Source organism: Solirubrobacter ginsenosidimutans (genome assembly GCF_027587205.1).
Window position 1 is genome coordinate 64,180 of the sequence record NZ_JAPDOD010000042.1, and the last position, 13,881, is coordinate 78,060.

Annotated in this window: 13 protein-coding genes; 7 read left to right on the forward strand and 6 right to left on the reverse strand. The window is 70.6% G+C overall.

Features of this window, described 5'->3' with window-relative positions:
• The first annotated feature begins 159 nt into the window (after nucleotides 1-159).
• The 4 genes from OM076_RS33005 to OM076_RS33020 all read left to right on the forward strand — a co-directional run bounded on the left by OM076_RS33005 (nucleotide 160) and on the right by OM076_RS33020 (nucleotide 2,790).
• A complete protein-coding gene (locus OM076_RS33005) occupies nucleotides 160-867 on the forward strand; it encodes a hypothetical protein (RefSeq protein ID WP_270044413.1) in 708 nt (235 codons plus the stop codon).
• 74 nt (nucleotides 868-941) lie between these two features.
• Nucleotides 942-2,303, forward strand: a complete 1,362-nt coding sequence (locus OM076_RS33010; protein WP_270044414.1) for a fenitrothion hydrolase — start codon at nucleotides 942-944, stop codon at nucleotides 2,301-2,303.
• On the forward strand, nucleotides 2,300-2,446 hold the full coding sequence (locus tag OM076_RS33015) for a hypothetical protein (protein WP_270044415.1): 147 nt from the start codon (nucleotides 2,300-2,302) through the stop codon (nucleotides 2,444-2,446). Before OM076_RS33010 ends, OM076_RS33015 begins: the two co-directional genes overlap by 4 nt.
• Before the next feature lie 83 nt (nucleotides 2,447-2,529).
• A complete protein-coding gene (locus OM076_RS33020) occupies nucleotides 2,530-2,790 on the forward strand; it encodes a hypothetical protein (protein ID WP_270044416.1) in 261 nt (86 codons plus the stop codon).
• Here OM076_RS33020 and OM076_RS33025 read toward each other — a convergent pair.
• From OM076_RS33025 to OM076_RS33050, 6 genes are read right to left on the reverse strand one after another with little or no spacing between them, the layout of a single operon-like run.
• Nucleotides 2,757-5,666: a DEAD/DEAH box helicase family protein gene (locus OM076_RS33025; RefSeq protein ID WP_270044417.1), complete on the reverse strand. Its 2,910-nt coding sequence runs from the start codon at nucleotides 5,664-5,666 to the stop codon at nucleotides 2,757-2,759. The genes OM076_RS33020 and OM076_RS33025 overlap by 34 nt on opposite strands.
• Nucleotides 5,663-6,283, reverse strand: coding sequence for an SCO family protein (locus tag OM076_RS33030; protein WP_270044418.1), 621 nt, complete (start codon nucleotides 6,281-6,283; stop codon nucleotides 5,663-5,665). Before OM076_RS33030 ends, OM076_RS33025 begins: the two co-directional genes overlap by 4 nt.
• Before the next feature lie 11 nt (nucleotides 6,284-6,294).
• Nucleotides 6,295-7,365, reverse strand: a complete 1,071-nt coding sequence (locus tag OM076_RS33035; protein WP_270044419.1) for a CAP domain-containing protein — start codon at nucleotides 7,363-7,365, stop codon at nucleotides 6,295-6,297.
• Between the two features lie 53 nt (nucleotides 7,366-7,418).
• Complete coding sequence (locus tag OM076_RS33040) at nucleotides 7,419-9,311, reverse strand: potassium transporter Kup (RefSeq protein WP_270044420.1); 1,893 nt, start codon at nucleotides 9,309-9,311, stop codon at nucleotides 7,419-7,421.
• Between the two features lie 25 nt (nucleotides 9,312-9,336).
• Nucleotides 9,337-9,969, reverse strand: coding sequence for a response regulator (locus OM076_RS33045; RefSeq protein WP_270044421.1), 633 nt, complete (start codon nucleotides 9,967-9,969; stop codon nucleotides 9,337-9,339).
• Nucleotides 9,966-10,928, reverse strand: coding sequence for a sensor histidine kinase (locus tag OM076_RS33050; protein WP_270044422.1), 963 nt, complete (start codon nucleotides 10,926-10,928; stop codon nucleotides 9,966-9,968). The genes OM076_RS33045 and OM076_RS33050 overlap by 4 nt, the downstream gene beginning before the upstream one ends.
• A 111-nt stretch (nucleotides 10,929-11,039) precedes the next feature.
• Here OM076_RS33050 and moeB point away from each other — a divergent pair, with 111 nt between their 5' ends.
• The 3 genes from moeB to OM076_RS33065 are packed head-to-tail and all read left to right on the forward strand — an operon-like array spanning nucleotide 11,040 to nucleotide 13,828.
• A complete protein-coding gene (moeB, locus tag OM076_RS33055; protein ID WP_270044423.1) occupies nucleotides 11,040-12,230 on the forward strand; it encodes a molybdopterin-synthase adenylyltransferase MoeB in 1,191 nt (396 codons plus the stop codon).
• 15 nt (nucleotides 12,231-12,245) lie between these two features.
• Nucleotides 12,246-12,521 carry a MoaD/ThiS family protein gene (locus OM076_RS33060; protein WP_270044424.1) on the forward strand — a complete coding sequence of 92 codons (276 nt, stop codon included), beginning with the start codon at nucleotides 12,246-12,248 and terminating at the stop codon, nucleotides 12,519-12,521.
• A gap of 29 nt (nucleotides 12,522-12,550) precedes the next feature.
• Entirely contained in the window at nucleotides 12,551-13,828 is a 1,278-nt protein-coding gene (locus tag OM076_RS33065) for a hypothetical protein (RefSeq protein ID WP_270044425.1), read from the forward strand.
• Nucleotides 13,829-13,881: the final 53 nt, after the last annotated feature.

Below are 13,881 nucleotides of genomic sequence, written 5' to 3' on the forward strand. Positions count from 1 at the left end.
GGCGGAGCGGAGATGCTCGGACTATCGGCACGCATCGAGTCCGCGACGCTAGCAGCGAAACCTTTTGCCTGTTGACGTGTTGTTATCAGTCCGCGGCGCGGATGCGATCTGCCTGCGCCCACCCAGTCCAGCAACACCCATCTCTGGAGGATCATCTCCTTGCGTAAGTCTCTCTTCGCCGCCGGCACGGTGGCACTTGCCCTCAGCGCCGCAGGCATCGCGTACGCCCAGACGCCGGAGCCGTCCGTCACCGTGACCGCTTCTGTGTCCCCGACCAAGGCCGGCACGTCGTCCAAGCCCAAGGCCACCAAGCTCAAACTGACGGTCAAGAACGACGCGGCGAGCAAGACGACGGCGGCCAAGATCACGATCGCCTTCCCGAGCACGCTCAAGATCTCGACCAGCGGCCTCGAACAGTGCAAGGCGAACGATGAGGCCCTGCTCGCCGGCCCGGAGAAGGTCTGCAAGAAGTCGATCGCCGGCAGCGGCTCGGCGCACGCGCTCCTGAACCCGTTCGGCGCCACGCCGGCCCCGCTGACCTTCAAGGTCGTCCCGGTCGTCGGCAAGAACGAGATCATCTTCGTGCTCTCCGGTTCGGCCCCCGCGGTCCTGCACGGCAAGATCTCCGGCAAGAAGATGACGATCGCGATCCCGGACTTCCTGCAGCAGCCGGTCCCGGACACGTACTCGGCGCTGACGGATCTCTCGACGACGATCTCGGCGAAGAAGGGCTCCAAGAGCCTGATCTCGGCGACGGGCTGCAAGTCCAAGAAGCATTCGATCGGCGTCACGGTCGGCTACGCCCCGAACCCGAGCCCGCCCGCGAAGTCGTCTGCCACTGGCACCGGCGACGCGAAGTGCTCGTAGTTCCCAGCACCCGCATCTGACTCATGAGAACGGCCCCGCGTCAGCGGGGCCGTTTTCGTTCCTAGACTCGCCGCGTGCTCCTCTTCGCGCACGGGATCGTCGGCCGCGCCGACCTCCCGATTCCCGAGACCCTGTTCGGCGCCGCCGCGGCCGCCGTGCTCGTCGTCTCCTTCGTCGCACTCGCGCTCGGCTGGTCACGCCCGCGCCTGAAGTCCCTCCCCGAGAAGGACCTCTTCGTCTTCCCGGTGGCGCTCGAGGTGCTGCTGGGCGCGCTCGGCGTCATCGTCTTCCTCTTCACCGTCTACGCGGGGATCGCGGGCACGAGCGGGCAGACCGACAACCTCGCGCCGACGATGGTCTACGTCGCCTTCTGGGTCGGCGTGCCGTTCGCCTCGCTGCTGCTCGGCAACGTCTTCGGCGTGATCAGCCCCTGGCGCGCGCTCGGCCGCGCGACCGGATGGATCGGCGAGCGCTTCACCGAGGGCGCGATGCCCGCCCCGCTCGTCTACCCCGAGCGCCTCGGCCGGCTCCCCGCCGCCGCCGGCCTCTTCGGGTTCGCGATCTGCGAGCTGTGCTGGGCCAAGGCCACCGAGCCCGGCCCGCTGGCGATCATCATGCTCCTCTACTTCATCGCGATGCTCGTCGGGATGAGCCTCTACGGCGTCGACGCGTGGACCCGCAACGCGGACGCGTTCGGCGTCCTGTTCGGGCTGATCGGCTCGCTCTCGCCACTCGGGCGCCGCGCGGAGAACGGCCGCCTGTACCTGCGTGTCCCGTTCACCGGCGCGGCCAAGCTGACGCCCGTCAACGGCACGATGGCGGTACTGATCGTCTCGGTGGGGAGCACCGCGTTCGACGGGGCCAAAGAGGGCGCGCTGTTCAACAACCTCGCGCAGGACCTCCAGAGCTTCTTCGTCGATCTCGGACTCTCGCTCGGCCTCGGCCTCGAGCTGGGGTTCGTCGTCGGGCTCGCGGGAGCGGTGCTGATCGTCGCGATCATCTGGGCGCTGGGCATGGCCGGGATGAAGCCGCCGCCGAGCGTGCCTTCGCGCCGGGAGCTCGCCCGCGCCTTCGCGCACACGCTGATCCCGATCGCCGCCGGGTACCTGTTCGCGCACTACTTCTCGCTGCTGGCCTACAACGGCCAGGACCTCTGGCGCCTCGCCAACGACCCGCTCGGCAACGGCGCGGACTACTTCGGCGGGGCGGACGCCACGATCAACTACGGCGTCGTCTCGGCCACCGGCATCTGGTACGTGCAGGTCGCCGCGCTTGTGATCGGCCACGTCGCCGCGCTCGTCCTCGCCCACGACCGCGCGCTCGAGCTCTATGGCTCGGCAAAGGACGCGACGCGCTCGCAACTTGTCATGCTGGCTCTCATGGTCGCGTTCACCTGCCTCGGCCTCTGGCTCCTCTCGGCGGCGCTGCACGGATGACGCCGCTCGCTCACGCCGGACACTGGGCCGCCCAGCTGCTGTATCTGGCGCCGGTGCTGGCGATGGTCGGGGCGATCCTGTGGTCGAAGATCCGCGGCCGCGGCTACGACCCGAGCGAAGAAGACCGCCAAGACCCCCACTGAAGGTCCGAATGGCAACCAGCGGGGTTGCTGCTGCGTAGAACAGGTGTCAACGATGCGCGAAAGGGAATCCCCCGCGCAGGACAATGAGCGCTCACGACCTCCGATCCCTCCTCGACGGCGTGCCCGACACGTGGGAGATCGTGCTGCGCCGCGACCGCGGCTGGAGCCCCGTGCTGCATGCCTGGCGCGATGCCGCCGAAGAGGCCGCCGCGGCCTTCGCGTACTGGAGCACCCGGCCGGGCGACGTGATCGCCTACGCCGCCTACCGCGCCGCCCAGGACCGCGAGGACGCGGCCCAGGACGCCGTCGCTCAGACCCAGACGTCTCTCACGAGCGTCTCGTAGCCGCCATCCGCTGACGCCGCTTCGGCCCGGGCCTCGCGGCCTTCCTCTGACCGCTGCGTGAACACGAGGCGCCCGGGGCCGACCTGGCGGCTCCAGGCGCGGGCGAAGGCCTCCGCGCGCTCCTTGTTGCGCGCCAGGTCCTTCGGGACCGGGTGCAGGCGCTCGTCGAACGGTGGGCGCCGGGTCAGCACCCGCCCGAGCAGGCCGAGCGCGCCGCGGCGGGGATCGGCCAGCGGGCGGGAGACGAGGTAGCGCGGCGCGTCCGAGACGCCCACGAGCTCGTCGAGCGCCGCCGCGAACCGGTGGCCCTCGGCGGGCGTCGCCTTGGTCAGCTCGACGCGCAGGTAGCCCGCGGCGCGCGGCTCGATCGTGAGCGAGCCCGCGGCCTCGGGCGAGAGCTCGCCCAGCTCCCGGTAGGCCTCGGCGACGGCGCGGGCGGCGGCGTCGAGCGGGAGCACGAGCGGCAAACGCTTCTTGGCGGCGCGCAGGCGGAACGCGGCCCAGCCCAGCCCGAGCGGGGCGAGCGCGAGGCCGGCGAGCTCGACCGGCGTGCCGGTCGCCAGCCCGAGCGCGGCGAACACCGCCGCGCCGCCCACGCCGCCCGCGATCGGGACCTTCTGGGAGAGCTGCACGCCGCGCGAGGAGCCGCCGACGGCGGGCGCCGGGACGTCCGGCCGCGACGGCCGCACCAGCAGGGTGGGCAGCTCCACGCCGCGGTACGGCGTCCCCACCTGCCACAGCTCGCGGGCGGCGGCCCGGTCGGACGCGCGCTCGAGTTGAGCGGCGTTCAAGGCGCCGAAGTGCTCCACCGGAGGCGGCGCGAACGGCCCCATCTCCGGGTGCACGTGCGACGGCCCGGCCTCGACCTCGCCGTCCTCGGCGGGGGCGAACAGATGCAGGTGCTTGCGCACGAAGCGCTCGTAGTCGGCGGTCCCGCGCACGAGGTCGGGCGCGACGCAGACGACGTCCCAGTTGGAGGAGACCTTCTGCGGGTCGGCCGGGTCCAGCCGCAGCGTGCGGCCGCGCATCTGCTGCACGGACACGCCGGTGGTGGCGATCGTCATGTCGACCAGCACGTTCAGCGGGCGGCAGTTCCAGCCCTCGCCGAGCAGCGCCCGCGTGCCGACCAACACGCTGGTCGTGCCCTCGACGAGCAGCGTCGTGGCCAGCTCGACCCACGCCCGCGGCATCCACTCCGCCCCGCTCGAGCTCAGCGAGGCGAGCAGGCCGTCGACCTCGGCCTCCCACTCGGGCAGCGTGAAGCGCTCCTCGGCGGCGACCCGCAGCGCTTCCAGGAGCACGTCGGCATCCTGCGGCGCGCAGCGCAGGCCGCGGCCGGAGACGAGCAAAGGCCGAATGGGCGCCGTGCGGGAGTCGTTGGCGATCGCCAGCAGCGCGTGGCGAGCGGTACCGGCGGCGGGGTCGAGCACGCCGGTCAGCGCGTCGTCCGGGCGCTGGGAGGCGAGCTCGGCGTCGCACAGCACCAGCCCGCGCAGCGCGTCGCCGCGGGCGTCGGCCTCGGCGGAGAGCACCTCGACGAGCCCGAGCGCCTTCGCCTGGGAGCCGGTCAGCAGGCGGTCCACCTCGGAGGTCCCGCGCCGGATGCCCTTGCGGGTGAGCTGGAAGCCGAGCTCGCGCAGCGCGGCTGAGATCGCGTCGTAGCGCTCACCCGCCCCGCGGGTCTCAGACGACGCCAGGCAGCGCAGCGCGTAGTCCTCCAGCAGCACCAGCCAGTCCTCGAGGTCCGGCGCCTGGCGGTACGCCTCGCCGCGCGGGGCGCCGCTCGGAATGCTCAGGTCGGCCGAGAGCAGGAACCGAATGCCCGCGCGGGCCAGCTTCGGCGAGCGCTTCTGGAACGCCTCCCACGGCACCTCGGCGTCGTCGTCGGGGGAGCGCTTGCGCTCGCGCATCCGCGACCCGACCCAGCGCGGGAACGAGATGTCGGACTCGGCGTCGTCGTGCAGCGTCGTGATCAGCTCGCGGAAGCGGCTGTCGTGCTCGGCCAGCCACTCGCGCTCGGTCTTCAGCGGCTCGGTCAGCCACGCCAGCTCCTGGTAGGGCGCGAGATGCCCGTCGCGCACGACGGCCGGCGTCGGAACGGTGAAGTCGACCGGGCCGAGCAGCGCCGCGTAGAGCTCGGCCTCGGCCTCGGGCAGGCCGACCGGCGGCGTCGCGGTCAGCCCGATCACGTGGACCTTCTCGCCCAGCTCGCCGAGCACCGCCCGCACGACGTAGCCCCACAGCGACGCGAGGTGGTGGCACTCGTCGAGCAGCACGACGCCGACGCCCATCTTCGCCAGCTGCTGCACCCGCTGCTTGGCCGTCGTGGAGAGCATGTCGCGCAGCTCGACGCCCGCGTGCTCGCCGCGCGCGACCTCGCGCTTCAACGCGGCGGAGATGCGGCTCAATTCGCGCGCCCGGCGGTCGGCGGCGGCGCCCTCGAAGGCCTCGCCCTCGCGCATCGCCTCCTCGGGCGTCATGCCGGTCGCGGCCGCGCGCTCACCGGCCCAGCGCGACTGGGCGAGCCGCCCGAGCACGATCTCCGGGTCCTCGAGCTGGCACAGCGCCTGGTAGGAGAGACAGGCGATCGGCTTCAGCGGGTCGGCGCCGGCGATCGCCGCGGGGTTGGGGGTGAACTCCCCGACCGCGCGCGGCCACTGCTGCTGGATGCCCTGGTTGGGCGCGAGCACCAGCGCGCGCTTGCCCACCCGCCGGATCAGCTCGACGCCGAGCAGCGTCTTGCCCGAACCGGGCGGGGCGACGATGTGGGTGGAGAGGTTGCCCTGCGCGCGATCCCTCTCGAACGCCGCGAGCGCGGCCCGCTGGTACGGGCGCCACTGACCGAAGAACTTCAGGTCGTCGAAGCGACCACTCAAGGCGCGAGCCGCTCGAGGTCGTGCACGAGCCCCTCTCCAGTCAGATGGTCGAACGGGAACCCGACGCGCTGGACGCCGTCGGCATCGGCCAGCACGGTGTGCGCGGAGTGCTCAAGCGCCTTGGACTGCGGCTGGATCGCGAACGCGTCCCAGACCGGCTTCAGCTGCGCCCGCGAGCCGAGCAGGAACTGCATGCGCCCGGTCATCTGCTGCTTGAGCAGGAACGACTGGGCGCGCTTGGGGGTGTCGTTGGCCGGGTCGACCGAAATACCGATCACCCGCACTTTGTCGGCACTCCCGGGAAAGTCGTCGAGCGCGCCCCGGATCGTCTGGACTTGCGCCGGACACGTGTCGCGGCAGGTCGAGTAGATGAACGCGAACACGACCGGCTTCCCGCGCAGCGACGCCGACGTGACGGTCTTGCCGTCCTGGTCGCGCAGCGTGAAGGCCGGCACCGGCTGGTGGTCGGGACGCTGCGCGCCGGCCCAGCCGTTGGTCAGCTGGAGGCTGCTCGTGTTCTCGAGGTGGGTGCGCTGCGCCAGCAGCACACCCGCGACGGCGGCCACGGCGCAGAGCGTGAGAGCGATCAGCGCGAGCTGGAGGCGGGCGGGGAGCACCGCCCCCAAGGCTACGAGAGCGTGCGCACCAGCGTCAGCCCGCGGTACGGGATCTCGCCGAAGTAGAAGCCGCTGAGCGACACCGTGACCTTCATCGTGGAGCCCTTGGCATCGATCCGGCGCGGCGTCTTGGTCAGCTTGAGCGTGCGCTTGGTCGGCCGGCACTTGCAGTCCAGCCGCTGCACCGTGAGCCGTGCGGTGCGGCCGATCGCGGCGCCCTGGGCGGAGATCGTCAGCCGCGCGCCGGCTCGAGAGGGCTTCAGCGCGAGGGCCATCCGCGGCGTGCGGCCGCTCGGCAGCGGGGTGCCCGAGCTCGAGTCATCCGGCTCCGCCTCCCCGACGGGCTCGGACGCCGCGCCGAGCTCGCCCGTGGCGAAGCTCCAGCGCTTGACCGCCTGCAGGCCCTCGTCGGAGGTGAACGTGACCTGGGCCGTGTAGCTGGCGTCGTCCTCCAGCGGCTCGGCGGGGGAGAGGATCCCGCCCGGCGGCAGGTAGCCGGCCGCGCCCGCCGTGTGGTTGTCGATCACGTTGACCGCGATCGGGCCGCTGGGCCCGGTCAGCGAGGCGTCGCTCAGCCTGCCCTCGCCGGCCCCGCCGCCGAACCCGAAGACGTAGAGGTAGGGCGACGTCGCGCCCTGCACGCCGTCACCGGGGTAGGTGTAGAGCGCCAGCGTGGACGGCTCGGGCCGCTTGTAGCCCGGCCAGGTGTAGATGCAGCCCGCGGCGGAGCCGGACACCGACAGCTTCGGCGCGAGCAGCTGCGCGAAGTGAAACGGCGAGGTCTCCCAGTCGGGTTGCAGGCCCAGCGACGGCGCGTTGGAGAGCACCGAGCTCCCGGCCGCGGTCTTGCCCGCGTCGGTGTACCCGGGCCGCCCCTGCACCTCGGTGTGCCAGTCGCCGGCGAAGCCGTTGAGTTCGAGGTAGTTCATGTGCTGCGCGCACCCAGCCGACCAGGCGGGATTCTCAGTGATCCCGGCCGGGATTCCGTTCGCGGCACGCAGATTGTTGAGCTCGGTCAGGGGATCCAGATTGGCCAGTACGGCCACCGCCCCGAGTGCTCTGAAAAGGAGTCCGATCCGCACGAGTTTGCATCCTGACATTGCGGTCAGGGCTCACGCGGAAGATCCGTTTCAGTTCAAAGTTCGATATGCGAGCCCATGACGACCGTGCGTTCGTCGGGCAGGTGAAAGACCTCGACCGGATTGGCGGCATTCCGGGAGATCGCGAGGAACAGCTTCTTCCGCCACTTCGCCATCCCGGGCCGGTCGCTCGGGATGATCTGGATCTTCGAGACGAAGTAGCTGGGGTCATCGAGCTGTGGATTTCCCTCAACGCCCCGCGCCGCGGCCTGGCGCATCAGCGCCGGCACGTTGAGCGGATCCTGGAAGCCGAAGCGCCCGGTGATGTGGGTGATGCCGTCGTCGCGGTAGCCGAGATCGTCGATCGAGAGCCGCTCGTTCTCGTGGACGTAGGGCACGCGCTCGGTGGTCAGCGACACGATCAGGACGCAGTCGTGCAGCACGTGGTTGTGCTTGACGTTGGCGCGCAGCGCGAGCGGCGTCGTCTCCGGGTTGGCGTTGAGGAACACCGCGGTCCCGGGCACGCGGGCGACCGGCGGCTCGATCTCGCGCACCTCGTCCACGAAGCGCCGCAGCGGACCCTCTTCCTCCACCCGGCGGGTGGTGATGATCTCGCGCCCGCGCTGCCAGGTGGTCAGCACGCTGAACACCACGAGCGCGATCGCGAGCGGGAACCACCCGCCGTGCACGACCTTCGTCAGGTTGGCGGCGAAGAACGTCAGGTCGACGGTCAGGAACGCGCCCGCGCCGGCGATCACGAGCCACATCGGCCGGTGCCACATCGCGCGGACGACGAAGAAGAACAGCAGCGTGTCGATCGCCAGCGTGCCGGTCACGGCGATCCCGTAGGCCGAGGCGAGCTTCTCGGAGGAGCCGAAGCCGACGACGAGCGCGACGACGGCGGCGAAGATGATCCAGTTGACCGCCGGCACGTAGACCTGGCCCACCTCCTCCTTGGAGGTGTGGCGGACCGACAGGCGCGGGAGGAACCCGAGCCGGATCGCCTGGCGGGTGACGCTGAAGGCGCCGGAGATGACGGCTTGGGACGCGATGATCGCCGCGACCGTCGAGAGCAGGACCATCGGGATCCGCGCCCAGGGCGGGAAGAGCAGGAAGAACGGGCTCGCGGCCGCGGCCGGGTCCGAGAGGATCAGCCCGCCCTGGCCGAGGTAGTTGAGGATCAGCGCGGGGAAGACGAGCGCGAACCAGCCCTTGCGGATCGCGTGCGCGCCGAAGTGGCCCATGTCGGCGTAGAGCGCCTCTGCTCCCGTCACGGCGAGCACGACGCCGCCGAGCGCGACGAACGCCTCGTGGCCGTGGTTGAAGAGGAACTCGGCGCCGTGGTGGGGCGAGAGCGCGCCGAAGATCTCGGGATGCTGGAGCGCCCGGATCAGCCCGATCAGCGCCAGCACGCCGAACCACGTGACCATGATCGGCCCGAAGAACCGGCCGACCGCGCCGGTGCCGAAGCGCTGCGCGAAGAACAACACCGCGAGCACGACGAGCGTGATCGGGATGACCAGCTCCTTGAGGCTCGCGTTGACGACCTCGAGGCCCTCGACGGCGGAGAGCACGCTGATCGCCGGCGTGATCATGCCGTCGCCGTAGAACAGAGACGCGCCGAAGACGCCGAGCAGGACGAGCGCGATCTGCGCGCCGCGGCTGCGCAGGTTGGCCCGCTGGATCAGCGCGATCAGTGCCATGATCCCGCCCTCGCCGTCGTTGTCGGCGCGCATGATGAACGTGACGTACTTGACGCTCACGATCACGGTGATCGCCCAGAAGATCAGCGAGACGACGCCGAAGACGGCCTCGCGGCTCGGGTCGAGCCCGTGTTCGGGGGCGAAGACGGTCCGCAGCGTGTACAGCGGACTCGTGCCGATGTCGCCGAAGACGACGCCGATCGCGCCGAGGACGACTGCCGCCTGTTTGCCGCCGGGTCGGTTCACTCCGGCGGCACCCTACCTGCGCTTCTCAGGCTTCGGTGAGACCGCGGCGGATCGCGTAGCGGACGAGCTCGACGCGGTCGCGCATGCCGAGCTTGCGGAGGAGGTTCGCGCGGTGGGACTCGACGGTCTTCTCCGCGAGGTGCAGCGTCTCGGCGATCTGCTTGTTGGTGAACGCCTCGGCGATCAGCTTGAGCACCTCCTGCTCGCGCGGGGAGAGCGGCTCCTCCGGCCCCGAACTCGAGTCGTTCATCCACTCGCGGACGATCGTGCGCTCGACGGCATTGGTGAGGAACGCGTCGCCGCGGTTGACGGCGCGGATGGCGTTCAGGAGCGCCTGGTCGACCTCGCGCTTGAGCACGTAGCCGCTCGCGCCGGCCTTCAGCGCGTCGAACACGTAGCGCTCGTCGTCGTGCATGCTCAGCGCGAGCACCTGCGTCTCGGGCAGGTGGGCGCGGATCTGGCGCGCGGCCTGCAGGCCGGTCATCCGCGGCATGGAGACGTCCATGACGCACAGGTCGGGCTTGGTGGCCAGTGCCTGCTCGAAGGCCTCGACGCCGTCCGCGGCCTCCGCGACGACCTCCATGTCCGGCTGGCGTTCGATCAGCAGCTTCATGCCGCCACGGACGATTCCGTGGTCATCGGCGATCAGGATTCTCATGACGCTCCCATGGTGAGTTCGATGGTCGTGCCCTCGCCGGGCGCGGAGAAGACGTTCAGGCGGCCGCCGACGAGCAGCGCGCGTTCGCGCATGCCGGAGACGCCGAGGCGGCCGGTGCGGCCGCCGGGCTTGAAGCCGCAACCGTCGTCGCGCACGCGCAGGACGGTGCGGCCGATGGAGGAAAGTTCGACGCGCACGGCGCTCGCGCCCGAGTGCTGGACGACGTTGGAGAGCGACTCCTGCGTGACGCGATAGAGCACCAGTTGCTCCTCGTCGGACAGATTGGGCAGGTCGCCGTGGCGGTGGAAGGTCGACCGGATGCCGGTCCGGTCGCCGAAGTCCGCGACCTGGCTGGCCAGCGCGGGGACGAGGCCGTGGTCGTCGAGGGCGGTCGGGCGCAGGGTGCGCGCGAGGGTCAACAATTCCTCCATCGCTTGGGTGGCGAGCGTCTGGATCTCCTTGAGCTCCAGGCGCAATCCGGGCGGGACGTCGTGGCCCGCGGCCTGCAGGCGGAGCAGGATCGCGGTGAGTGCCTGGTTGACCTCGTCGTGCAGGTCCTGCGCGATGCGTGCCCGCTCCTCCTCCTGGGCGCGGATCACCGCGCGGCCGCCCTCGACCCGCTCCTCTTCGAGGCGGGTGAGCATGCGGTTGAAGTCCGCCGTCAAGCGCTGGATCTCGCGCGGGGCGGTGGAGTGGGCCTTGGCGCGCTGGCCGGGGGAGGCCAGGTCGACGCGCTCCATCGTCTGGATCAGGCGGTCGAGCGGGGCGAGCCGGCGCTTGAGCAGGATCGTGTTCAGCAGCACCGCGCTGACGACCGCGAGGGCGATCAGCAGCAGGCGCTGGGCCGAGGCGGCGTCGCCCGCTTTCTCAGGCGCCAGCAGCGCAGCCACGATCGCGGTCGCGGCGACGAGACCGGTGTTGACCGCGAGGACCTGAGAAAGGAGCGTGCGCGTACGCATCGTTCAGGTCTCATCGGCAGATAAGGCTCAGGTGAATACCCCATCCGGCGCTACACTTCCTGAAGTATTGAAACCCGATCCGCTTTCCATGCAAGCAAGGACACCGATCGCATGAGTCCATCAGGCGCGGAGGTCATCCGCCAGATCAGAAGCTCGGTCGAAGAGGTCGACCCCTCCGAGGTCAACCGCATCCTGTCCAACGGCAACGGGATCGTGCTGCTGGACGTGCGTGAGAGCGACGAGTGGGACGCCGGCCACATCCCGGGCGCCAAGCACATCCCGCGCGGGTACCTCGAGTCGCGCGTCGAGGGCGTCGTCGGCAACGACCGCTCCAAGCGCGTGATCATCTACTGCGCGTCCGGTCAGCGGTCCGCGCTGGCGGCGAACACCTTGAAGCAGCTGCTGGGCTACGAGGACGTCGCGTCGATGAACGGCGGGATCACGCTGTGGAAGGACCGCGGCTACGAGGTCGAGAAGCCGGTCGTTCTGACGCACGAGCAGCGCGATCGCTATTCGCGCCACCTGCTGGTGCCGGAGATCGGGCTCGAAGGCCAGACCAAGCTTTTGAACGCGAAGGTGCTGCTGCTGGGCGCCGGCGGGCTCGGCTCGCCGACCGCGCTGTACCTGGCCGCCGCGGGCGTGGGGACGCTGGGCGTCGTCGACGACGACACCGTGGACCTCTCCAACCTGCAGCGTCAGGTGATCCACACGACCGACCGGATCGGGACGCCGAAGGTGGACTCCGCGGAGATCGCCATCAAGGGCATCAACCCGGACGTGAACGTCGTCAAGTACAAGACGCGTCTGGATGCCTCCAACATCATGGAGATCATCGAGGGCTACGACGTGATCGTCGACGGCGTCGACAACTTCCCGACGCGGTACCTGCTCAACGACGCGACGGTCCGGCTGGGCATTCCGGTCGTGTCCGCCTCGATCCTCGGGTTCGACGGGCAGCTCTCGGTCTTCGCGCCGCACGACGGCCCCTGCTACCGCTGCCTCTACCCCGTGCCGCCGCCGGCCGAGCTCGCGCCCTCCTGCGGCGCGAACGGTGTGTTGGGCGTCCTGCCGGGGACGATGGGCCTGTTGCAGGCGACCGAGGTCGTCAAGCTCGTGATCGGCGCCGGCGAGCCGCTGATCGGCCGCTTGCTGCTCTACGAAGCGCTGGGCGCGACGTTCACCGAGCTCAAGGTCCGCCGCGACCCGGAGTGCCCGATCTGCTCGATCGATCCGTCCGAGATCAAGGACGAGGAGATGGGCGTGTTCCCTGACTACGAGGCGTTCTGCGCCGCCGCGGGCTAGGGTGACCCGCTGACTATGGCCAAGATCAAGATTCCACCGGTTCTGCGCCCCTCCGTGGGCGGCGAGAAGGAGGTGCAGGCCGGCGGCGAGGACGTCGGAGCGGTCCTGCGCGCGCTCGCCTCGGAGCACCCCGCGACCCAGACGCAGCTCTTCGGCGCCGACGGACAGCTGAACCGCTACGTCAACGTCTACCTCAACGATGAGGACGTCCGCGTCCTTAACGGGCTCGACACCTCAGTGGGTGAGTCGGACACGCTCGTGATCCTGCCGGCGATGGCCGGCGGCGTGTAGCCCCTTCTCATACTGGTACCTTCGCGGCCGTGGCGACATCGTTACGGCCGCTGAGCGTCGGGGAGATCCTCGACGCCGGCATCAAAGTGGTTACCCGGCACTGGAAGCCGCTCGCGGGGATGATCGCCATCCTCACGGGCCCCTTCTTCGTGGTCTACGTCCTGCTGCTCGCGTCGATCGACAGCGACCTGCTGGGCCTCAGGGCGTCGTTCGACACGTCCTCGACCTCGTCGACGGAAGCGAGCTTCAACACGACCGAGGTCGTCGGGTTCGGGCTGAGCTACGTGCTGCTGTTCGTCACGTTCCTGATCGCGTTCGTCGCCTGCTTCAAGGCCGTCAGCGACGCCTGGCTCGGCGCGACCCCGTCGGTCAGCCGGTCGCTGAAGTTCGCGCTGCGGCGGGCGTTCTCGACCGCCGTGCTCTCGCTGATCGCGTTCGTCGGCGTGATGATCGGGTTCATCCTGTGCATCGCGCCGGGGATCTGGCTGAGCGTCGCATGGAGCCTGTGCCTGCCCGCGCTGTTGTTCGAGCGCATCGGGCCCTTCGCGGCGATCAAGCGATCCTCGTCGCTGATCAACGGCCGCTGGTGGGCGTCGTTCCTGCTGTGCGGCGTCGGTTACCTGATGGTCAGCGTCATCGGCGGCGTGATCCAGCTGGGGCTGGAGGGCATCGCCGACACGCTCAGCGACAGCACGGTCGCACTCGCGATCGCCCAGGTCATCGGCTCGACCATCAGCTCGGCGGTCACCTACCCGTACCTGGCGGCGGTCTTGACGATCCTCTACTTCGACCAGCGGGTGCGCAAGGAGGGCTTCGACCTTCAGCTCCAGGCCGAGGGCTTCGGGGTCGAGCGCGACCCGGACGCACCGCTGCCCGCGCCGCTGATCGGCGACGAGGTCTACACGCCCGAGCAGCGCGCCGCGGCGCCGTATTGGCCGCCGCCGCCGGGCTGGACGCCACCGCCGGCCGAGCCCGAGCCGTCGCAGTGGGCGTCGTCGAGCGGATGGTCGGCGCCTGCGCCTGCGCCGGCACCGGCCGACGCGCCGTCGTGGGGGACGGCGGGTGACCCGCTGCGCCGCGACGGCGAGCCCACCGATCCGCTCCCGCCGCGCGAGGAGGCCGACGAGCCACCGCCCACGTATCCGAGCTGGTCCGACGACGACGCGCCTCCCCGATACCCGAGTTGGGAGGAGCGCAAGGCGGCCGAGGACGCGAAGCGCGAGGACGACGGCGACGACGACAAGCCGGACGGCGGCCGCGCGGGCTGGCTGCCGCCCGAGGCCCCCCGCGGCCCCGGGGGCCTGTGACCCGCGCCCGCGACGCGGGCGCCGCACGATTGCCCGCGACGCCCTCGCGCGCG

Excerpts from the sequence above, each read along its gene's own strand:
- OM076_RS33015 (WP_270044415.1), top strand. The coding sequence starts at position 2,300 with ATGACGCCGCTCGCTCACGCCGGACACTGGGCCGCCCAGCTGCTGTAT.
- OM076_RS33020 (WP_270044416.1), top strand. The coding sequence starts at position 2,530 with ATGAGCGCTCACGACCTCCGATCCCTCCTCGACGGCGTGCCCGACACG.
- OM076_RS33045 (WP_270044421.1), bottom strand. The coding sequence starts at position 9,969 with ATGAGAATCCTGATCGCCGATGACCACGGAATCGTCCGTGGCGGCATG.
- OM076_RS33050 (WP_270044422.1), bottom strand. The coding sequence starts at position 10,928 with ATGCGTACGCGCACGCTCCTTTCTCAGGTCCTCGCGGTCAACACCGGT.
- moeB (WP_270044423.1), top strand. The coding sequence starts at position 11,040 with ATGAGTCCATCAGGCGCGGAGGTCATCCGCCAGATCAGAAGCTCGGTC.
- OM076_RS33060 (WP_270044424.1), top strand. The coding sequence starts at position 12,246 with ATGGCCAAGATCAAGATTCCACCGGTTCTGCGCCCCTCCGTGGGCGGC.